The sequence below is a fragment of the Streptomyces sp. TRM68367 genome, assembly GCF_014495685.1.
Taxonomy (GTDB): Bacteria; Actinomycetota; Actinomycetes; order Streptomycetales; family Streptomycetaceae; genus Streptomyces.
Genome location: NZ_JACTVI010000069.1, coordinates 1 through 18243, shown reverse-complemented (window position 1 = coordinate 18243; position 18243 = coordinate 1). Strand labels below are relative to the sequence as shown.

At 68.5% G+C, this 18243-nt stretch carries 25 protein-coding genes and 3 pseudogenes; 23 read left to right on the top strand and 5 right to left on the bottom strand.

Annotated elements, in window-relative coordinates; all coding sequences use genetic code 11:
• Positions 1 to 53: 53 nt before the first annotated feature.
• The 16 genes from H8R17_RS32065 to H8R17_RS31990 all read left to right on the top strand — a co-directional run bounded on the left by H8R17_RS32065 (position 54) and on the right by H8R17_RS31990 (position 10282).
• Positions 54 to 1394 (top strand): hypothetical protein, encoded by a 1341-nt coding sequence (locus H8R17_RS32065; protein WP_187826726.1) that lies wholly within the window; start codon positions 54 to 56, stop codon positions 1392 to 1394.
• A 108-nt stretch (positions 1395 to 1502) separates the two neighbouring features.
• Entirely contained in the window at positions 1503 to 2492 is a 990-nt protein-coding gene (locus tag H8R17_RS32060) for a hypothetical protein (protein WP_316959586.1), read from the top strand.
• Entirely contained in the window at positions 2492 to 2962 is a 471-nt protein-coding gene (locus H8R17_RS45905) for a hypothetical protein (protein WP_223125731.1), read from the top strand. The genes H8R17_RS32060 and H8R17_RS45905 overlap by 1 nt, the downstream gene beginning before the upstream one ends.
• Before the next feature lie 58 nt (positions 2963 to 3020).
• Positions 3021 to 3746 (top strand): hypothetical protein, encoded by a 726-nt coding sequence (locus H8R17_RS32050; protein WP_187826724.1) that lies wholly within the window; start codon positions 3021 to 3023, stop codon positions 3744 to 3746.
• Between the two features lie 177 nt (positions 3747 to 3923).
• A complete protein-coding gene (locus H8R17_RS32045) occupies positions 3924 to 4655 on the top strand; it encodes a hypothetical protein (RefSeq protein ID WP_187826723.1) in 732 nt (243 codons plus the stop codon).
• 9 nt (positions 4656 to 4664) lie between these two features.
• Positions 4665 to 5000 carry a hypothetical protein gene (locus tag H8R17_RS32040; protein ID WP_187826722.1) on the top strand — a complete coding sequence of 112 codons (336 nt, stop codon included), beginning with the start codon at positions 4665 to 4667 and terminating at the stop codon, positions 4998 to 5000.
• A gap of 125 nt (positions 5001 to 5125) precedes the next feature.
• A complete protein-coding gene (locus H8R17_RS32035) occupies positions 5126 to 5749 on the top strand; it encodes a hypothetical protein (RefSeq protein ID WP_187826721.1) in 624 nt (207 codons plus the stop codon).
• A 10-nt stretch (positions 5750 to 5759) separates the two neighbouring features.
• Complete coding sequence (locus H8R17_RS32030; RefSeq protein ID WP_187826720.1) at positions 5760 to 6077, top strand: hypothetical protein; 318 nt, start codon at positions 5760 to 5762, stop codon at positions 6075 to 6077.
• Positions 6078 to 6239: 162 nt separating this feature from the next.
• Positions 6240 to 6932, top strand: a complete 693-nt coding sequence (locus tag H8R17_RS32025) for a hypothetical protein (protein ID WP_187826719.1) — start codon at positions 6240 to 6242, stop codon at positions 6930 to 6932.
• Positions 6933 to 6944: 12 nt separating this feature from the next.
• Positions 6945 to 7226, top strand: a complete 282-nt coding sequence (locus H8R17_RS32020) for a hypothetical protein (RefSeq protein ID WP_187826718.1) — start codon at positions 6945 to 6947, stop codon at positions 7224 to 7226.
• A 23-nt stretch (positions 7227 to 7249) separates the two neighbouring features.
• Positions 7250 to 8056, top strand: coding sequence for a hypothetical protein (locus H8R17_RS32015; protein ID WP_187826717.1), 807 nt, complete (start codon positions 7250 to 7252; stop codon positions 8054 to 8056).
• A gap of 3 nt (positions 8057 to 8059) precedes the next feature.
• A complete protein-coding gene (locus tag H8R17_RS32010) occupies positions 8060 to 9022 on the top strand; it encodes an N-acetylmuramoyl-L-alanine amidase (protein ID WP_187826716.1) in 963 nt (320 codons plus the stop codon).
• A 2-nt stretch (positions 9023 to 9024) separates the two neighbouring features.
• On the top strand, positions 9025 to 9315 hold the full coding sequence (locus H8R17_RS32005; protein WP_187826715.1) for a hypothetical protein: 291 nt from the start codon (positions 9025 to 9027) through the stop codon (positions 9313 to 9315).
• Between the two features lie 17 nt (positions 9316 to 9332).
• On the top strand, positions 9333 to 9563 hold the full coding sequence (locus tag H8R17_RS32000; protein WP_187826714.1) for a holin: 231 nt from the start codon (positions 9333 to 9335) through the stop codon (positions 9561 to 9563).
• Entirely contained in the window at positions 9560 to 9847 is a 288-nt protein-coding gene (locus tag H8R17_RS31995) for a hypothetical protein (protein ID WP_187826713.1), read from the top strand. Before H8R17_RS32000 ends, H8R17_RS31995 begins: the two co-directional genes overlap by 4 nt.
• A gap of 90 nt (positions 9848 to 9937) precedes the next feature.
• Entirely contained in the window at positions 9938 to 10282 is a 345-nt protein-coding gene (locus tag H8R17_RS31990; RefSeq protein ID WP_187826712.1) for a hypothetical protein, read from the top strand.
• Between the two features lie 165 nt (positions 10283 to 10447).
• On the opposite strand, the gene H8R17_RS31985 is transcribed toward H8R17_RS31990, so the two are convergent.
• Positions 10448 to 10621 (bottom strand): hypothetical protein, encoded by a 174-nt coding sequence (locus tag H8R17_RS31985; RefSeq protein WP_187826711.1) that lies wholly within the window; start codon positions 10619 to 10621, stop codon positions 10448 to 10450.
• A gap of 97 nt (positions 10622 to 10718) precedes the next feature.
• Here H8R17_RS31985 and H8R17_RS31980 point away from each other — a divergent pair, with 97 nt between their 5' ends.
• Positions 10719 to 11735: an NAD-dependent epimerase/dehydratase family protein gene (locus tag H8R17_RS31980; RefSeq protein ID WP_187826710.1), complete on the top strand. Its 1017-nt coding sequence runs from the start codon at positions 10719 to 10721 to the stop codon at positions 11733 to 11735.
• A 214-nt stretch (positions 11736 to 11949) separates the two neighbouring features.
• On the opposite strand, the pseudogene H8R17_RS31975 reads toward H8R17_RS31980, so the two are convergent.
• From H8R17_RS31975 to H8R17_RS31960, 4 genes and pseudogenes are all read right to left on the bottom strand, one after another.
• Positions 11950 to 13377: pseudogene (locus H8R17_RS31975) on the bottom strand (IS1182 family transposase); the annotation flags it as partial.
• A 228-nt stretch (positions 13378 to 13605) separates the two neighbouring features.
• On the bottom strand, positions 13606 to 13881 hold the full coding sequence (locus H8R17_RS31970; RefSeq protein ID WP_262505655.1) for a hypothetical protein: 276 nt from the start codon (positions 13879 to 13881) through the stop codon (positions 13606 to 13608).
• 659 nt (positions 13882 to 14540) lie between these two features.
• Positions 14541 to 14702 carry a hypothetical protein gene (locus H8R17_RS45900; RefSeq protein WP_223125730.1) on the bottom strand — a complete coding sequence of 54 codons (162 nt, stop codon included), beginning with the start codon at positions 14700 to 14702 and terminating at the stop codon, positions 14541 to 14543.
• 473 nt (positions 14703 to 15175) lie between these two features.
• Entirely contained in the window at positions 15176 to 15568 is a 393-nt protein-coding gene (locus H8R17_RS31960; protein ID WP_187826709.1) for a DUF4440 domain-containing protein, read from the bottom strand.
• A 222-nt stretch (positions 15569 to 15790) separates the two neighbouring features.
• Here H8R17_RS31960 and H8R17_RS31955 point away from each other — a divergent pair, with 222 nt between their 5' ends.
• The 6 genes and pseudogenes from H8R17_RS31955 to H8R17_RS49455 form a co-directional block, all read left to right on the top strand.
• Positions 15791 to 16195, top strand: a complete 405-nt coding sequence (locus tag H8R17_RS31955; RefSeq protein ID WP_187826708.1) for a VOC family protein — start codon at positions 15791 to 15793, stop codon at positions 16193 to 16195.
• 140 nt (positions 16196 to 16335) lie between these two features.
• Positions 16336 to 16722, top strand: a pseudogene (locus H8R17_RS31950) (transposase); the annotation flags it as partial.
• A 65-nt stretch (positions 16723 to 16787) separates the two neighbouring features.
• Entirely contained in the window at positions 16788 to 17096 is a 309-nt protein-coding gene (locus tag H8R17_RS31945; RefSeq protein ID WP_187826707.1) for a transposase, read from the top strand.
• Complete coding sequence (locus H8R17_RS31940; protein WP_187826706.1) at positions 17093 to 17497, top strand: IS3 family transposase; 405 nt, start codon at positions 17093 to 17095, stop codon at positions 17495 to 17497. Before H8R17_RS31945 ends, H8R17_RS31940 begins: the two co-directional genes overlap by 4 nt.
• Positions 17443 to 18015, top strand: a complete 573-nt coding sequence (locus tag H8R17_RS31935; protein WP_187826705.1) for an IS3 family transposase — start codon at positions 17443 to 17445, stop codon at positions 18013 to 18015. Before H8R17_RS31940 ends, H8R17_RS31935 begins: the two co-directional genes overlap by 55 nt.
• 27 nt (positions 18016 to 18042) lie before the next feature.
• Positions 18043 to 18243: pseudogene (locus H8R17_RS49455) on the top strand (hypothetical protein); the annotation flags it as partial.

Sequence of the window (18243 nt, the reverse complement as noted above, 5' to 3'; positions counted from 1 at the left end):
GATGGGCGCCGCTGGTTGTGGGCCGGGCACTCTCCGAACTGGGAGTGCGCCCCGTGCTGACCGACTTCCTGTCGGTAGGCGGTGTCGAGGTCATCAACACTGCCCGCCTGCGTGCCTACCTTGAGACCGTCGGCTCACCACTTGACTCCGGGTCGGCCATCTGCGGGTGCGAGACGCTCACCGCGGATGTCATCGACCCGGACGGTCGGCAGTACACGACCCCGGATGACCCGGACAGCCCTGCGCCTTGGTACGACCCGGACGTGCCCGAGAGCGCCGACTTCGCGGGGTTCTTGCCGCTGTCGTTCGAGGGGATTGACGACTACCCGGTGAAGCGGACGGTGACGAACGCCGTCGTCGGTGGTGGCGCGCTCGGCCCGGCCCGGGTGCAGCCACGCACCATCACCGTGACCGGGCTCCTCCTCGGCGCGACGTGCTGCGCGGTGGAGTACGGGCTTCACTTCCTGGGGGAGGCGTTGCAGGGCTGCACGGGGAGCGCCTGCGGCGGGGACTGCGTGACCATGTTCAACTGCTGCCCGGGGGAGGAAGAGACGCTGGAGGAGTTCAACCGGCGGCACCGCCGCACGTATCGGCGGGTGGCCCTGGTGGAGGGGCCGACGGTGACGGCCCGCAACGGTGACGGGTCGTGTAACTCCGGGCAGTGCTCCATCGGGGCCGACATCATCACCGTGGAGTTCGTTCTGGTCGCTGCCACCCCATGGGCGTGGACGGACGAGGTGCCGCTGCTGGACGTCAACCTGCCCACCGACGATGAAAGCGAGTGCATCACATGGTGCCTGCACACCGGGGACGGCGCCCCCGGGGATTGCGCGGACGGCGGGTGCAGGCTCGCGGGCTGCCCGGACGCCACCGCGGCGTGCGCGGACCCGGCGTGCACCCCGCCCTCACCTCCGCAACCGGCGTCGCCGTCCTCTTGCTTCTGTGAGGCATTGGCCACGAACCGGGAGTGCTACGAGCTGGACCTGTCCGACCGTCCGGCGTGGGGCACGGACGTGCCGGTCATCTCGGTGTTCGCGGGGAGTGAGGACCTGCGGCGGCTGACGGTCTCCTTCTATGAGCGCGCGGAGCAAGACGGGGACCTGTCGTGCGCGGAGATCGCCGACCGGAAGCGGTGTGATCCGCTCGGAGTGTTCGAGGTCGGGTTCGTTCCCGCCGGGGGGACGCTCGTCCTGGACGGGCAGATCGGCCGCGCCACCGTGGAGTGCGGCGGCTCGTGCGAGACCAGCACGAGCGTGTGGGGAGTGGACGGCGCCCCTCCCACGTGGCCCACGATTGACTGCGCGAGCATCTGCTTTTGCGTGGAGACCGACGCGATGATGCCGCCGGCCGATGATGCGCGGCTGACGGTCAGCGTCACCGGGCGAGGCTACTGACCCGGCGGGCAGCTAGCCTGAGTTCACGCCGCTGGTTTTGGGCCGGGCCCTGGTTCTCTCCCAGGGGGCCCGTTGTCTTCAGCAGGGTGCGGCACTCATACGGCCTTCGTGGTCGACCGCGACGGGGCGGTTGTGACGCCGGTGAACGTGTTGACGTCCGTGGAATGGACGCGAGTTCTGGACGAGGTATCGACGGCGCACGTCGTGATCAACCCGGACGCGGACTGCTGCGCCCAGCTCGGCAACGTCCGCACCTGGCGCCACAAGCTGGTTATCGCCCGGGACGGCGTGACCGTGTGGGAGGGGCCGATTATTCAGGCGGAGTGGTCGTTCGGCCAGGTGGAGTTGTTCGCCTCCGATGTGCTGGCGTGGCTGGACAGGCGTGTGCCTCACCGCTCCATCGTGTTCGGCGGCTCGGACCTCACCGACATTGCGAACTGGCTGATCCAGGATGGTTTCGCGCCGGATGATCCGGGTCATACGGTGCAGATCCTGGGGCGCTCTGGCGTGGAGGGCGGACGGCAGTACACCGAGGACATCGGGCAGACCGGCGATCACCTGCGGGACCTGGCGGATACCGGTCTGGACTACACGGCCGTGGGCTCCACCATCGTCCTCATGCCGGAGGACTGGAGCGCGAACGTCGGCACGCTCACGGACGCCGACCTGCCGGAGGGGCTGATCGTCGCGGAGGACGGCTCCGCGCTTGCGACGCGGTACATCGTGCATGGGGATGAGGACAGCGGCATCAAGGGCGTGTCAGGCGGCGTGGACCCGTATTACGGGCTGCTGGAGCGCAGTGTGGAGGAGACGTCCGTGACGACGAGCGCGTCGGCGGAGGCGGCGGCCCGGTCTCGGCGTGCGGCGAACTATCCGGTGCCGGTGTTCCTCAGTTCCGACCGGGTGACGTTGTCGCCGGAGGCCGCGGTGAACGTGGCCAAGCTGGTGCCCGGCTGGTGCATAGACGTCGCCACCGCGGTGACGTGCCGGCCGATCACGCAGCGGTTGAAGATCGCCGGGTTGAAGGTGTCCGAGGATGGTGATGGTGAGAGCGTGCAGGTCACGCTCGCGCCGCTGAGCAGCGATCTGGAGGACTGATGGCGGTACGAGGATCGGCGGCGCGACGCACGCTGGACAACCCCATGGGCGGCGTCCTGCGCGACCTGAACCGTAAGACGCGGACGCTGTCCCGGACGCCGGGCCGGAAGGGGCCGCAGGGCGAGCAGGGGCCCCGGGGCGAGCGTGGCCTGCAAGGGCCGCCCGGCGAGCAGGGGCCGCCCGGTGCGGCGCCCGCCGCCGCAGTCATTTCCACGGCCGCCGACGGCCGCGCGACCTGGACGTACGCGCAGCCATTCACAGGGCTCCCGGTTCTCAGCGCGCTCCCCGTGGACCCTTCACCGGGTGACGACCGGATGGTGATGGCGACGCTGGAGGAGGTCACGGCCGAGCACGCCACTGTGCGGGTGTGGCGGACTCAGCCGCTCCTCGGGCTCGGCCTGCTGCCGACGGCCCCCGCGGGGGCTGGGGTGCAGGTACACGTGACCGCGACCGGAGAGGCGGCCGGATAATCTGCTGGTAGCCGCTGGTTGTGGGCCGGGCACCGTTTGAACGCTTGGGAGAGTCCCCATGGCGCGTGCCTGCGTGTGTGACACCTACTTCACCGTGGATGAGACCACCGGGGAGCTGTGCCTGAAGCCGGGCACGATGGGGCTGCGGCAGGTCCTCGTGTTCAACGAACCTGGGAACTACCAGTTCCGCAAGTCTGACTTTGCCTGGCTGGCGCGTGTGCGTGTGAAGGTGCAGGGTGCTGGCGGCGGAGCGGCAGGCGCCTCGGCTGGGAGGAGTGAGACCGTGACGCAGCCCGGCGGTGCCGGCGGCGGTTATTCGGAGTCGTTGATCGAGGCGTCCGCGCTCGGCACGGTCGAGACGATCATCGTCGGTGAAAGAGGCACGGCGGGCGGCTCGAACTCCGACGGAGGGGACGGCGGTAACTCCTCGTTCGGCGGCCTCGTGACCGCGAACGGAGGGTCGGGCGGCGCGGCCGTGATGGACTCCGGTAACGGTTTCGTCTGCTTCTCCGGGACCCCCGGCCCGCTCGCGGGTGAGGGCCAGATCGCCATGGGCGGCGGACACGGAGGAGGAGCGTTTCGGCTGACCGGCTTTCAGGGCCAGTCCGGCGAGGGCGGCGAGTCGCACATGGGGCACGGTGGGTTCCCGCGGTCATCTAACGGCGGCGGCGGTGCAGGCCGCGGCTACGGCGGCGGCGCGGCAGGCGGGTTCGCGCGCGACGGGGCGAGCGTGCAGGGCACGCCCGGCATGCACGGCGCGGTGTTCCTGGAGCTCTACGGCTGACCGGTGCGGGTTCTAGACTGGCCGTGAGCTGCTGGTTGTGGGCCGGGCCGGGATCGCCTCGAAGGGGTGGGCATCTTGGCCAGGTGTCAGTGTGGCGGAGACGGCTGTAACTGCGTCGTCATCGCTGGCGAGAACGCCGAGGTGGCGGGCGCTGGCAGCACGCTGAATCCGTACGTCGTGTCCGCTGTGATCGGCTGTGAGGACGTCCGGCCGTGCATCTCCGCCGGGGACGGCATCGCGTACGACTCGTCGACCGGCGTCGTCTCGGCGGACCTGTCTGACCAGGCCGGGAACAACATCGCGTTCGGCCCTGACGGCGGGCTTTTCGTGCCGACCGGCGCGGCCACAGTCTCCACCGGCTGCGGCCTGACCGGTGACGGTTCCGGCAGTGCACCGCTCACGGCCGCCACCGGCACGTGGCCCTACGAGTGCAGCGTGGACGACTTCGGCGGCGTCGTCGTCTGCGACAGCAACGGAGTCCTGCGGTCGGAGCCACGCGGGCAGGTGTCGATGACCCGGTACGCGGAGACACGCACGTACAACGATGTGGAAGTCCCGTCCGGGGCAATCCAGATCGCCGATACGTTCTCCACGTCGATCACCAACCCCGACACGTGCCGTCCTGCGTTCGTCGTCGTCGAGCGCGAGGTAGACACGTTCCTCGTTCTGCCGACGGGAGCCGGAGCAGCTACGGGCTTCGACGGTGACGAGATGTACTACACCCGCAACAGCGGCACCTCGCAGATCAACGGCGCCCACTCGCAGGCGACGAAGGTGTTGGCGGGTGGCACGCTCGCCCCGGGGGCGTCGATGACGGTCAGCTTCGGCGCGACGGTCGGCAGGGGCTCGGGCGGCGCCTACTACTACCGGATCATCGGCATCATCCGTGCCCTGATGATCAGTCTGTGAGGGATAACCATGCTTGAAGGATTCGAGCCGACCGAGGACACGGGGGCCGTCCATCACGTCATCTACGAAGACGGCTCTGTCGGCCGGATCGAGGTGACGGCTGGTGCCGTGCCCGAACTCAGCCGGCCGGGCAGCTTCGTGTCCGAGGAGCGGTATCAGGAGCGGGTGAAGGCCCTGGAAGAGGTGCAGGCCGCGCGGATCGCCGAGGTGGAGGCCGCCGAGCTGGGGCGCTCACGCGCGGACTTCCTCGCCCTCAGCCTGCTCGGTCTTGCGGAGGAGACGGCTCGCCGCCTGTCCGGTTACACCGGGCCGGACGCCAGCATGCTTGACGTAGGCGAAAGCTAGACTCCTGCTGTAGCTGCTGGTTGTGGGCCGGGCGAGAGCTCTTCCGGTTGGGAGTGGTCCCCTTGGCCTGCTGCAATGGCGCCCGCGGGTGCAAGTGCACGATTGTCGCGGGTCCCGGTGTCACGGTGGACGGCAGCGGCAGCACGTCCAACCCTGTCGTCATCAGCGCCACCGGCGCCTTGCCCACAACGGGGTGCGGGCTGACCGGTGATGGCTCCGATGAGGCGCCGCTCACCGTCGCGGTGGGCGCGTGGCCGTACGCGTGCGACATCGCCGCCAGCTCCACGGGGGTCTACTGCGACCCGGCCACCGGGCAACTGCGGGGTGAGCCGAAGCCGTACTCATCTTCGTCGTCGCAGTTCTTCAGCCAGACGTTCAGCCCACCACTTCCAGGGCCGACGGGCATCAACGAGACCATCGCGACGTTCTGTGCCACGTTCGTCAACCCGGACCCTTGTCGTCCGGCAACGTTGATCGTGTCCCGCGAGGTCGACATCACCGTGGATCTCGGCCCTAACAGTGCCATCGAGACCGGGCAGACCGGCGACAACATGACCCGCGTCCGCAACCTGTCGAACCAGACGTATCAGGGCTGGCACGACCAGAACACGAAGGTGCTCGGGCAAGGCTTCGTAGCCCCTGGCGCCAGCGTCGACGTGTGTTTCGACGCCACCGCCGGGCGTTCCGAGGGCACCACGAACATCACGAGCGTGCAGGGGATCCTGCGTGCCTTCTTCTTCACGCGCTAGGAGAACCTCGATGACCTTCCCGGCCGAGCCCAGCACCACGCCGATGGAGACCCTGTACGCGCTCCTCGACAACGGCGGCGTGTACGCCACGTCGTGGGAGCAGGGACAGCCCGGCTCACAAGCACTGCCGTCGCCGGGCCGCATCGTCACGCAGGACGAGTATCAGGCGCGGCTGGACGAGATCAACGCGGCGAACGGGCAGCGCGTCGTCGACGCCGAAGCAGCGCGGCAGCATGAGGCGAGAGCCGACTATGACGCGCTGATCGGCGCGGGGATCCCGGCCGCCACCGCGCAGCGGCTGACCGGGTACACCCAAACCGCGGGGTAGCGTCGCCGACTGGTGCCCCGTGCCTGATGGGCGGGGCCCATAAACTGAGATTGCCGCTGGTTCTGGGCCGGGCGTAGCTCTCCGACAGGAGTGGTCCCCTTGGCCTGTTGCAGTGGTGCACGTGGGTGCAAGTGCACGGTCATTGCAGGTTCTGGCACCACGGTGGACGGCAACGGCAGCACGTCCAGTCCGTACGTGGTCGGCGCGGACGTGTCCCCGACGCCCGGCAACGCGCTCACGATCGATTCCGGCGGTCTGTACGTGCCCGCAGGCTTGGCGTCTGTGACCGCCGGTTGCGGTATCACCGGTGCTGGTACCCAGGCAGAGCCCCTGACCGCGAAGACCGCGGCGTGGCCGTACGCGTGCCCGATCGACACGAACGCGACAGGCGTCTACTGCGACCCGGCCACGGGCGAACTCAAGGGCGAACCTCCCCTGATGCAGAGCTATTTCAACGCGTCGAAGAACGGCACGTTGGCAACTCCGATCGCCGTGCCGGCGAGCGATCAGACGACGATCGACACCCTCAGTATCACGGTCACCAATCCGGACCCGTGTCGTCCTGCGCTCGGGCTGCTGTTCAGGGAGGTTGACCTGGACCTGACCCTTCCGCCGGACAGCGGCGGCGCTACTGGCCTGGACAACGACGACCTGTCGTACCTGGGCAACACAGGCAGCTCGACGATCTTCGGCACGCACGTGCAGGAAAACAAGATCAACGAGGTGCGGCTTGCTCCGGGCGAGACGCGGACTATCACCATGAACATTCAGGCAGGCCGGGGGTCTGGCGGGGCGGAGATCACCCGCATTCAGGCCACCCTGCGCGTGTTCCTCAACAGCATCGCTGAGGCCTAAGGAGCGGGATCGATGGCAGGAACACAGCAGACGTTCTACTACGAGTTCCCCGACGGCACGGTGCAGGAACTCGTCACCACCGACGCTGACCCGCAGCACCCGGCGGACGCCACGCTGCTGACCGAGGAGGAGTACAACGCGAAGCGGGCCGCCATTGAGCAGGCCCAGGCCCAGCACAGGGCCGACATCCAGGCCCAGGAGGCCGCGGAGAGCCAGGACGACTACCAGGCGCTCCTCGCGGCCGGCATCCCGGACGCGACGGCGCGGCGCCTGTCCGGCTATTCACCCGTGTGACGAGAACTGAGACGGAGTTGAGCATGCAGGTAACTCACATCCCGGAAGGGGCAGGGCCGTACCGTCTCGGGCGGCACGTAGAGCACGATGCACGGTCGCTGCGGTTCGCGCACGGCGTGCTGCCGTCGTCGGCGATCCAGCCCGTGCAGTGGACGCGGCGCGTGCCTGTCTTCGATCAGGGCGACACGGGCAGTTGCACCGGGCAGGCGGCTGCCGGGCTGCTCGGCACGGACAGCGCGGTACGGCAGGGCCTCACCAGCGTGCAGACCACCCAGGGGGTGCGCGAGGTGAATGAGGGTCTCGCGATGGCCCTGTACGGGCTCGCCACGACCCTGGACAGCATCCCGGGCACGTATCCGCCGGACGACACCGGCAGCTCCAGTCTGGCCGCCGCGAAGGCGCTCCAGCAGCTCGGGCTCGCCACGGGCTACACGCACGGTTTCGGCGTGGGCGCGCTCAAGTCCGCCCTTCAGGACGGGCCCGTCATGCTCGGCGTGCTGTGGCTGAACAGCATGTTCCAGCCCTCGGCCGACGGGACGGTCACCGTCGATCCGTCCTCCCCGGTGGCGGGCGGCCACGAACTCATCGTCGCCGGGTGGGACGGTGGCCAGTTCCGGCTGGACAACTCCTGGGGGGCAGCGTGGGGTGACGGCGGCTCCGGCTACATCACGGAGGCTGACATGGCATGGCTGCTGAACCAGCAGGGAGACGTGACCGTGCCCGCCCTCGTCGGCACTCCCACGCCGGACCCGGCTCCGGTGTCGGGCCCGGTGTCGTCGGCCGAGCTGGCCGCGGACATCCGGGAACTTCTCGCTGCGAAGGGAGTGTGACCCATGGCCTGGTGCCCTTTCGCGAAGAAGATGGAGCTCCAGCCGGAGAGCGACGATCAGCCCGCGATCCGGCCGACGCAGTTCATCGTGCATAGCATCGTCGCGCCGTGGACGCCTGAGCGGACGTATGAGTACTGGCACGACTCCACCAACCTCGAATCGCACTTCGGCCTTGGGTATGACGGCTCCCTCGCCCAGTACATCGGGACGCAGACGCGGGCGGATGCGAACGCGGCGGCGAACCTCCGCTCGGACGGCAGCGGGGCCGTGTCGCTGGAGTCGGCATCCAACCTGCAAGCGAGCGACCCGTGGACGGATGAGCAGGTGGAGACGCTCATCCGGCTCGGGGTGTGGCTGCACCAGGAGCACGGCATCCCGCTGCGTATCTGCTGCACCTGGGATGACTCCGGGTTCGGCTATCACCGCCAGTTCAGCCAGTGGAACCCGAGCGCGCACAGCTGCCCGGGCGATGCCCGCGTGAAGCAGTTCAGGGAGCGCGTGTTCCCGGGGATCGTCGCCCGGGCCACCGGCAAGACACAGGAGGACGACATGCCCGATTACGTGAACCTCGGCCTCGCTAAGCCGTACACGCTCAAGCCCGGCGCGTGGGACTCGATCGAGTACACGCAGGAGTGGGCCGACACTGCGAGCGACCACGCCACGGGCGGCAGCGTGTTCGTGCGCGGGGCGGCGCGTTTCACCGGCAGCATCAGCCTGACGATTGAGGGCCTGCCGGTCGGCGAGGTCGTCCAGGTCCGCATGTCGGAGTACGAGGGTGACGAGCACAAGCAGGACCACCCGATCGACGAGATCACGGGCACGGCCGGCGGATCCTTCGGTGTCGTGCCGCTGACGAAGCGGCTGGCCAAGGGGCGGGGTATACGTGTGCGGCTGCTGAACCAGTCCGATCAGCCGGTCACGGTCACCAGTGCTGTGCTGACTGCGCTGGTGTGGAAGGAAGGCTGACCGTGGCCTCCAGCGGGATGCCCGGGCGGCAGCCGTACCCGGGCGCCTCGTTCTTCATGAACGGCACGCGGCCGGCCATCGGGAAGCGGTCGCGGGTGTTCACCGCCATGGGGGAGCGCCTCGTGGCGGTGGGCTGCGGCCAGTTCCAGGAGGAGACCCCGGGGCCGGTGCTCACGCCGGCACACGTGGAGTCGTATGAGGAATACCTGCGGCAGCTCGGCGTCACCGGGCTGCCGTCCAAGTGGCCTCCGGGCCGCACGTCCTGGGACCGGCTGAGGGTCCGGAAGGTCTAGAAGGAGGGGGTACCCCGATGTTCACCCGTGCTTTTTGGAAGGCCACCGGCGAGCGAGCCGTCCGCACTGCCGCGGGCGTGCTGGTCGCGTCGTTGGGGCTGGACAAGGTTGGCATCGTGGACGCGCCGTGGGCCGACGGGCTGTCGCTTGCGGCGGGTTCCGCGGTCATGACCGTGCTCATCGCGCTCGCGGTCGGCAACGCCGACGGCCCCGGGCTAACGGAGGACGTCAAGGGCAGGAAGGGGTGAGCGCTCCGGAGCAGACCGCGCTTGCGGTTGAGCTCTCCGAACTACGAGGGGAGATCCGTACGGGCCTCGCCGACATCAAGGGTTCCCTCGCGGTCCTCGTCGAGCGGACGAACCGCACCGATCAAGACGTCCGGCAGCTGCGCGCCGACTTCGAGGGTGAGTTGGAGAGGATGCGCAACGAGGTGGAGGAACTCAAGCGCAACCGGTGGCCCATCCCGGCCATCGGTGCGCTGACCGGCGTGGTGGGTGCCATCTCCGGCATCCTGGCGTTCGTCCTCAAGTGAGGCGACCCCGGTGACCTCCCTTGCAGCGCCCACCTGGGCACCGGCACCAGGTGGGCGCTGTGCTGTGTCCGGGGTGTCATGCTGGGCCGCATGGACGACGTAGACGACCTCGACGAGTGGCTCGCCCGGCTGCCGAAGCGCTCGCCGCGCGAGCAGCTCGCGGAGCTGGAGGCGGCGCGCCGGGCCGATGCTGCGGCGCGGTTGCCCGAGCCTACGACGATCCCCATGCCTGACTTCCCGTACATGCCAGGGCATCCGCTCGCCGGCATGGTGCGCTTCTCGTGTCCGCTCGGCTGCGGCTGGCACCACGACGAGAATCCTGGGCGCGATGAGGCGGCGGAGCCGCTCGTCGTGCCGCTCGATCCGGAGCTGTGGGAGGCGGCGCTCGTCGCGCGAGCGGAGGCGCGGGCCGAGGCGTTCCGGGCGCGTGTGTAGGGTGCGATCGCCGAGCACTTCGAGCAGGCGCACCCCGGCCGCTGATCGTTGTCAGTGCCGCGCCGTACGGTGGCGGTATTCCTATCCGTTCGCTTCTGGCTGCTGCGGCCGGTAGGGCCTTGGTGCGCCCCCTCGCTCGATGAGCCGAGCAGGGGGCGCAACCCATTACGCGGCAGGCTCCACGTCGTCCTGGCTGACGTTCGCCCACTGGGTGAGGAGTTCGGCGTAGGCCGCGGTGCGCTCCTCGCTGGTGGGCTGGTCCATGAGGCTGCGGATCAGGTCGTTGATGTCGCTGAGGGCAGGCGTCACCTGGCCGTCAGGCCGAGGAAGAGGGGACATAGGAACACCGTACGGCGCGGCACTGACATCGGGCCGTGGGGCCGCTGGCAGGGGGTGCACTTCCCCCTGATGCCGTCGGGACGGCAGGATCGGAACCATGCGCATTTTGGTGATCGGCGGAACCTGGTTCCTGGGCAAGTCCATTGCAGAGCAGGCCCTTGCGAGGGGGTGGGAGGTCACCACCTTCAACCGTGGGCGCTCCAGTCGGGACGTTGCAGGAGTCCAGCCGGTTCACGGTGACCGTACGGTCCCGGAGGACCTGGACCGCCTCGCCGGGCATGGCCCGTGGGATGCGGTGATCGACACGTCCAGCTCCGACTTCCCGCCCCGTGACGTCCTGCTGTCCACCACTGCGCTCCGGCCCGTGGCGCAGCGGTGGGTCCACATCTCCACGGTGTCCGTGTACGAGGGTTGGCCGCACCAGTCGTTGACGGATGCTTCCCCGCTGCTTCAGTGCCCGCCGGACGCGGATGAGACGTATGGGTATACGGGCGAGGACGGCAGCCCCACGACGTACGGCTTCCAGAAGGCTGGCGGCGAACGTGCGGTGACGGAGGCTTTCGGGGAGGCCGCGGTGTTCCTGCGGCCGGGCGTGATCCTCGGGCCGGGGGAGTACGTCGGCCGCCTGCCCTGGTGGCTGCACCGTGTCCAGCGGGGCGCGCGCATCGTGGCCCCGGCCCCGGCCAAGCAGCGCATCCAGCCGGTGGACGTGCGGGACGTTGCCGCGTTCGCGGTGGACCAGGCCGCGGCCTCCACGAGCGGCGGCTACAACCTCACCCATCCGGAGGGGATCACCTTCGCGGACTTCCTCGCCGCATGCTTGGAGGTGACGGACAGCACCGGCCGTCCGGTGTGGGTGGCGCCGGAGCTCCTGATCGAGCAGGGCGTCACGCAGTGGACGGAGCTGCCGCTGTGGCGCACGCACGCTGGGGTGTGGTCGGTGGACTCCGGGCGGGCGGTCGCGGCGGGTCTGCGGTGCCGGCCGATCGCTGAGACGGTCCGGGACACGTGGGCATGGCTCGCCCGGGATGAGCGACCCGTGGACCACCCGAGGTGGGCAGAGCACGGGATCGCCCCGGAGAAGGAGGCCAAGATCCTGGCCTCCCTGTCGTGACGCAGCTTGAGTCTGTCGGGGATCTTGGGGTAGCCAGGTCAACTACCCAGGGTGCGCCAGGATTTCGACCGAGGGATCTCGTGCTCGTCCAGGAAGGTTTGGAAGGCGGTCGGTGGCCGTGGTGAGGGGTTTCCTCCGTCGGTGACAGGCCGCTGAGGCGCTCGATGTTCACTGCGATCGCCGTGAGCACATGTTGCAGGTGGGCTTTCGGGTGTCCTCGGAAGCGGCAGTGGCGCATGCCGTGTCCGTGGGCGAACTCGTTGATGGTGCCTTCCACTCCGGAGCGGACCGCGTAGCGGGCCTTCCAGTCGGGTTTCTGCTGCTCGGCGCGGACGCGGACTTGCAGATCGCTGAGTTCTCGCGGGGGAAAGCCCACGTTCCGGGCGCTTTCGCGGGAGTTGGTGCACCGAGGGCGGTCCGGACACGGCTGGCACTGGCCCTTGGTGAACCGCGCCACGATCAGCGGGGCGGCAGTGGGCGAGGATGTCGGGTAGGGGCCGTGCCAGCCCTGGCTGACCTGGCCCCGGGGACACGTGACCTGCCGGCGGTCGAAGTCGATGTGGAAGTCGTCCCGGTCGAAGCCCTCGTTCCTGCGGTGCTGGCGGGTGGGGTTGCCCGGCAACGGCCCGCTGACGGTGACCTGGTGTTCGCGCTCGGCCCGCTCCAGGTGGACCAGGGACGTGTAGCCGCCGTCGACCAGGTGCTCGGCGGGCAGCAGCCCGCGGCGCGCCAGGCGGGTGTGGATGCCGGGCAGGGCCTGGGCGTCGTTGGTGGCGGCCGTGGTGGTGGCCACGTCCGTGATCACGTTGACGCTGTCGGAGGCACACGTCTCGGTGACATGCGCGGCGAACCCCTTCCAGCGGATGATGTGCCCGTGGCGGACGTAGCGCGCTGTGGTGTCGTAGGGGAAGACGATCGCCGAGGACGAGGGCGGCAGGCCGCCGTCGTCGGCGGTGCGCCAGCGCAGGCGGCCTGCCGCGTCGCGGTAGTAGTTCTGCATGACGATCTGCCGCAGGGCCTCGGCCTGCGGGCCAGGACGGTAGCCCGGTCCGTGCTGGTGGAGGCGCTCCAGCAGTCGGCAGGCGTCGTCGCCGGCGGCGAGGATCCTGGTCTTGGGCCAGGCGGGGTTCTTGCCCAGGCGGACCGGACGGCCGTAGCGGCGCCCCCACTCCTCATCCACCAAGCCGACCAGCAGGTGCCCGGCCGTACGGGCCGTTTCTTCCAGCGCGGCGCGGACCGCCTCGGTGACCAGTTCCATCCGGGTCAGGTCGCGCACCGCGGCCAGGACATGGGTGGAATCGGTGCTCTGCGTGGTGCGCTCGCGTACGAGTCCGGCCTCCTTCAGACGGGCGAGCGCCAGGTCGAGGAGACGGTCGGCACGGTCGTCCTGGGCGACGCGCTCGCGGAAGTCGGCCAGCACACTGTGGTGGAAGCCGGGATCGTCCAGCTCCATGGCCAGGGCGTATTTGAAATCGATACGGCAGCGGACCGATTCTGCTGCTTGCCGGTCCGACAGACCAAGCAGGAATTGCAGCACGCAGACGGTGGCCAGCTGGGCGGGCGAAAGACCGGGACGGCCGTCGCGCGGGTACCAGTCGGCGAAGTCCTCGTCGTGCCACAGCCCGTCCAACCGGTCCCGCACCCATATCGCCGCCGTGCCGTCCGGGTTGCTCGCTCGCGCGATCTGCGCGGTCAGAGAAGGGACTTGCTCACCGGAACGGGGACGGAGGGACAACGGACACCCCAACAACTACATCGGCCTTCGGAACAGCCCCGAGCATGCCCGTTGATCACGCTCAGGCACCGGGAAACGCCAAGATCCCCGACAGAGTCAAGCTGAGGTCGGGCTCCGCTCTCGCGGAGCCCGAGGTCAGACCTGCCAGTCCAGTTGCGGCTCGGGGACGCCGACAGAGCGTCCATATTGCTGAGCCTCGCTGCGGCCTTCGGCTTGCCCGCGGGGGTAGCGGAAGACCTTGTTGGCAAAGATCACGAACGTTTCGTCAGCGGTGTGGAAGTCCGTGTACCAACCTCCCGATGAGGCGAGGCAGGAAGAGAGCTGATCCGCGAGCCGCTGGGCAGCGGACTCCTCGGCGGAAAATTCCAGGAGTGTCCAGTGCCGTGGCTGGTCATCTCCGGGGTCCGTCATCTCGACCCGCGACAGTTTGGTGATCTGCAGGGGGATCCCAGTCAGCTGGGCTCCGACTCGTAGGCTCGGCGATATCACTCTCCACCGACACCGAGCGGCGTCGCCGCCGATCGACACCCGGTGTCAGGACTCACCGATAAAGCCAGTGGACCGTTTGCTGCTCGCCTGCATGGTACTCACGGGTTCGTCAGGCACGTTCGTCCATCGGTATCCGAGGACGTCGCCCGGTCGGTGATCGAGCTCCGTGCGCGCTGCCGCTTCACCGAAGTCGAGGGGGGCTCCTGCGCTTGAGGACGCGCGAGGGGATGGCGGTGGCCAGGCCGTAAGGGAGCTGAAAGGCAGGTATGGTGGTCCGCCAGCAGGCCCACTTCGTCAGGAAAGCAGCGTCGGCGAGCACAGCGTCGCTGGTTTCACCGAGATCCTCTTCGGTAGCCAGGCAACGGCCTACCAGGTCCTGGAACGCGCCCGCGAAGGCGCTGAGCCCTACTACCGACCGAGTGTTGGGGCTACGCAGCCCTGGTGCCCCCTCAAGAGAGCTTCCACAGCCGGACGGTGTTGCTGGCGCTGGGTACGGTCTTGCCGTCCGTGGACGGTGGGCTCGCGGCCGTGTGTCCGCGGCCCACCACACCGCCCAGAGCTACGTGCCCGCAGCACCGTCCTCAGCGGGTGCGCGGCTGGCGGTGGAGCAGGCCGAAGCGGAGCCACTGGGCCTCGGCACGCTCAATGGCGGCCTTCGTCCTGACCGGGTCGATGCCCGCCAGTTCGGTGACGACTGCCAGTGCCAGGGATGTGGCCGCGGTCAGTGACGGAAAGAACGCCACGCCCTCAGCGGGTACGAGCAAGACCTGTTCGGCGGCGGCTGCCAGGGCGGGGCTGGCGGCATCGGTGATGGCGAAGACCCGCGCACCGCAGGCGTTGGCCTCCTCGGCGGCGACGACGGCGCTTTCGTTCAGCCGCCAGAAGCTGCGATCATTTGTGGTTCCTTTGGACGCTGACCTGCGCGAACGGTCACGGTGAGGCCTCGCGAGGATGGGCCGCCTTCACCGTGGTTCCCCGCGGTTCCCCGCTCGATCTGGTGCGCTTGTGGTGCGCACACCATGGCCGCACCTTCTGATCCGTAGCTCTATGTGGATCGGTCGGTGAGGGGCATAACGGTCGTGCTACGCCTCTACAAGGACGCTGCCGGACGGGGGCGGTCGCTGTGGTTGCTGTATATCGCTGCTGTACCGCCACCACAATCGTCAGCGTCGTCGGCCTGGCCAAGCCGCTCGTACCCGTGTCACGCGCTCACTGTTCACGAATCCTGAACGACGGTGCCCTGGTGGTAGACGATCTTCCAGTCGCCGGTGTAGTGCTGCCAGATCGTCGCCCACCGTGTTTTCCGGCCCTTGAAATCCAGGGTGTACGTCAGGAGATACAGGTCAGCGGCCAACTCCCGGCAATGGAAATCGGCTGTCTCCCACTCCTCGACCGGTGGTTCCTTGTAGCGCTCCTCAAGGACGTCCAGCACGTACGCGCGGCTGTAGCGCCGCCCCGACGCACCCGTCTCCCAGAAATCGGGCACCGTCATGGCTTCGAAATCGGCGCGTGTCGTTCCGAACTCTGGCCTGTGGAAGAGCGGTTCCCTACGAACGAGCTCGTCGAGAACACCGTGCAGTCGCTCGTCGGTAACGAGATCAGGTTCCATCCTCAACAACTAACACACCAGAGCCGCCAGGCATCTGAGTTTGCGGGAGACCCACGCGGCTGTACACGCCAGCGGGCACCCAACCGCTGCCAGGCGTTCAACCGCCGTCAGTTCAGCAACAAGCATTTAGCTTGTCGTTTAACGTCTGTGCCTGTCAGCCGACGGTGTCTGGGCTTGCTGACTCCGGCCGGGGTGAGTCCCGCGTCCTGCGAAGATCGATCCATGGCAGGCACTCAGATGGAGATCAAGGACCTCATCATCGACTGCGTTGACCCGGAACGGTTGGCATCGTTCTGGGCCGAGCTCCTGGGAAGACCGATCGCGGCCAGGACAGGCCCGTATGTCTGGCTCGCGCGTGGCGATGGTCCGGGGGTCGGCTTCCAGAAGGTCGCCGAAGCTAAGGTCGGCAAGAACCGTGTCCATTTCGATGTTGCCTCGCCGGACCCTGCTTCCGAGCAGGTGCGAGTGGAGAAATTGGGCGGTCGGCTGCTCGACCAGTATGCGGCTGGAGGTTTCCTGGTCATGGCCGATCCCGAGGGGAACGAGTTCTGCGTCATTCCGCCAGGGCCTTTCGAGGTCGACGACGACGGGTACGCGAACTACCTCGGCGATCGCAGCGCCTCTTGAGCTTGCTGCTGTCGGCGCGCCAGGTCGAAATGTAACTCGAACTTGGTCGCTCACATGGGCATCCGCCGGAGCCAGCGACGGCCCCGGTTTGATCCTGTGCTCCGACCAAGGATGCACCTGACCAGACCGGGGCCGTGGAGATGAGTGTGTTGCAACAGCCGGAGAAGCGGGAGGCGTTCGCGACGCTGTCACGCTTCCGGGCGGAGTTCTACGAGTGCCTGAACGGGCGCGGGGATGCCTTGTTCGAGCTGGTGGATGCGCTGCTTTGCACGGACGGCCCGGTCAAGACGCTGGTGGACCTGGCACTCGCGCCGGAACACCGCCGTGGCCACGGCGCTTTGTACGGAGGCTTGAACAGGGGCCGTGTGGACGTCGCCCGGCTCAGGCGGGCGATTGCGGGGCTGTCGCTGCCGAAGGCGGCCGACGGCCGCTTGGTCCTGGCGGTCGACGTCTCGCCGTGGCTGCGTCCGGACGCCGCGACCTGCCCGGAGCGCTCGTTCTGCCACACCTATGGCCGGGGCGATGAGGTTCCCCCGAGATGCGAGGAGAGGTGACAGCAGGTCAGATGGGTTTCATGAGAGGAGCCCTGACGATGCCTGCCCCGAGGAAATACCCGCTGGAGTTGCGTGAGCGTGCGGTGCGGATGTACCGGACCGCCGAGCCGAAGCCCGTGATCCGTCGCATGGCCGAGGAACTCGGCGTGCATCACGAGGCCCTGCGGGGCTGGATCCGGCAGGCCGAGGCGGACGCCGGCGAGCGGGACGACCTGCTCACCACCGAGGAGAAGGAAGAGCTCGTCCAGCTGCGGCGGGAGGTGCGCGAACTGCGCCGTGCCAATGAGGTCCTGCGGACGGCCTCGGCTTTTTTCGCCGCGCAGCTCGACCCGACCCGGCCCAGGTGAGAGCGCTCCTCGACGAGCACCCGCACCTGGGGGTCGAGCCCGTACTCCGGGAACTGCACATCCCTTCCTCCACCTACTACCGCTGGCGCCGGTCCGAGGAGCAACCCTGTGAACGGCGCCGCCAGGACACCGAGCTGACCGGGCAGATCCGGCAGATCCACCAGGACTCCGGCGGGATCTACGGATCGCCCAGGGTCCATGCCGTCCTGAAGCGCGAGGGCGTCCACGTCGGCCGCAAGCGGGTCGAGCGGCTCATGCGCCAGGCCGGCCTGGCCGGGATCAGCCACCCCGCAGGAGCAAGGGCTTCACCCGCCGCGATCCGGACGCCGACCTCGCCCCTGACCTGGTGCAACGCGACTTCACGGCACCCGCGCCGAACCGGCTGTGGGTCACCGACCTGACCATGATCCCCACCCTGGAGGGGCCACTGTGGCTGTCGGCGATCCGTGATGCCTTCTCCCGCAGAGTCGTGGCCTGGGAGACCTCCGCCCGCGCGGACGCCGACCTGGTCCTCACCTCCCTCGAGTACGCGCTGGCCAGCCGCGAGGTCGCCCCCGGCGAACTCGTCCACCATGCCGACCACGGCACGCAATACACGTCCATCAAGCTCACAACACGCCTGCTCAGAGCAGGAGTTCAGGCGTCCATGGGCTCGGTCGGCGACTCCTTCGACAATGCCCTGGCGGAGAACCTGTGGATGCTGATCAAGACCGAGTGCATCCGTGGCCGCGTCTTCACGACCAGGGCCGAGGCGAATCTCGCGCTCTTCGAGTACATCGACGGCTTCTACAACCCCCGCCGCATCCAGAAGCGGCTCGGCTACCTCAGCCCCATCGAGTTCGAGGAAAAGCACTACGCCGACCAGGCAGCGGCCGAACCAGTGAACCTGAAACCACGTCAACCCGCCCTGACCAGCTAGTCAGCCCCTCCCGCGCAGCGGGGGAACCTCACCCGTCCACTCGCCGCTGACCTGCGCAGACCGTGGGAGAGGAAGACCGAGCCGAACAAGCTCACCCCAGCCCGAGTCCGCCGGGGGTTTCGGAACCTCCACGCGAAGATGGCGAGGCTGTCGCACGGCTCCTGCCCAGTGAAGGTCAAGAGCGATTCGTTGTTCGGTTCCGAGGATCAGGGAGGCGTCGGATTCTTG

Excerpts from the sequence above, each read along its gene's own strand:
- H8R17_RS31980 (WP_187826710.1), top strand. The coding sequence starts at position 10,719 with ATGCGCATTTTGGTGATCGGCGGAACCTGGTTCCTGGGCAAGTCCATT.
- H8R17_RS32050 (WP_187826724.1), top strand. The coding sequence starts at position 3,021 with ATGGCGCGTGCCTGCGTGTGTGACACCTACTTCACCGTGGATGAGACC.
- H8R17_RS32015 (WP_187826717.1), top strand. The coding sequence starts at position 7,250 with ATGCAGGTAACTCACATCCCGGAAGGGGCAGGGCCGTACCGTCTCGGG.
- H8R17_RS31960 (WP_187826709.1), bottom strand. The coding sequence starts at position 15,568 with ATGGAACCTGATCTCGTTACCGACGAGCGACTGCACGGTGTTCTCGAC.
- H8R17_RS31945 (WP_187826707.1), top strand. The coding sequence starts at position 16,788 with ATGCCTGCCCCGAGGAAATACCCGCTGGAGTTGCGTGAGCGTGCGGTG.
- H8R17_RS32020 (WP_187826718.1), top strand. The coding sequence starts at position 6,945 with ATGGCAGGAACACAGCAGACGTTCTACTACGAGTTCCCCGACGGCACG.
- H8R17_RS32030 (WP_187826720.1), top strand. The coding sequence starts at position 5,760 with ATGACCTTCCCGGCCGAGCCCAGCACCACGCCGATGGAGACCCTGTAC.
- H8R17_RS45905 (WP_223125731.1), top strand. The coding sequence starts at position 2,492 with ATGGCGGTACGAGGATCGGCGGCGCGACGCACGCTGGACAACCCCATG.
- H8R17_RS31990 (WP_187826712.1), top strand. The coding sequence starts at position 9,938 with ATGGACGACGTAGACGACCTCGACGAGTGGCTCGCCCGGCTGCCGAAG.
- H8R17_RS32040 (WP_187826722.1), top strand. The coding sequence starts at position 4,665 with ATGCTTGAAGGATTCGAGCCGACCGAGGACACGGGGGCCGTCCATCAC.
- H8R17_RS31985 (WP_187826711.1), bottom strand. The coding sequence starts at position 10,621 with ATGTCCCCTCTTCCTCGGCCTGACGGCCAGGTGACGCCTGCCCTCAGC.
- H8R17_RS32000 (WP_187826714.1), top strand. The coding sequence starts at position 9,333 with ATGTTCACCCGTGCTTTTTGGAAGGCCACCGGCGAGCGAGCCGTCCGC.
- H8R17_RS31955 (WP_187826708.1), top strand. The coding sequence starts at position 15,791 with ATGGCAGGCACTCAGATGGAGATCAAGGACCTCATCATCGACTGCGTT.
- H8R17_RS32010 (WP_187826716.1), top strand. The coding sequence starts at position 8,060 with ATGGCCTGGTGCCCTTTCGCGAAGAAGATGGAGCTCCAGCCGGAGAGC.
- H8R17_RS31970 (WP_262505655.1), bottom strand. The coding sequence starts at position 13,881 with ATGACGGACCCCGGAGATGACCAGCCACGGCACTGGACACTCCTGGAA.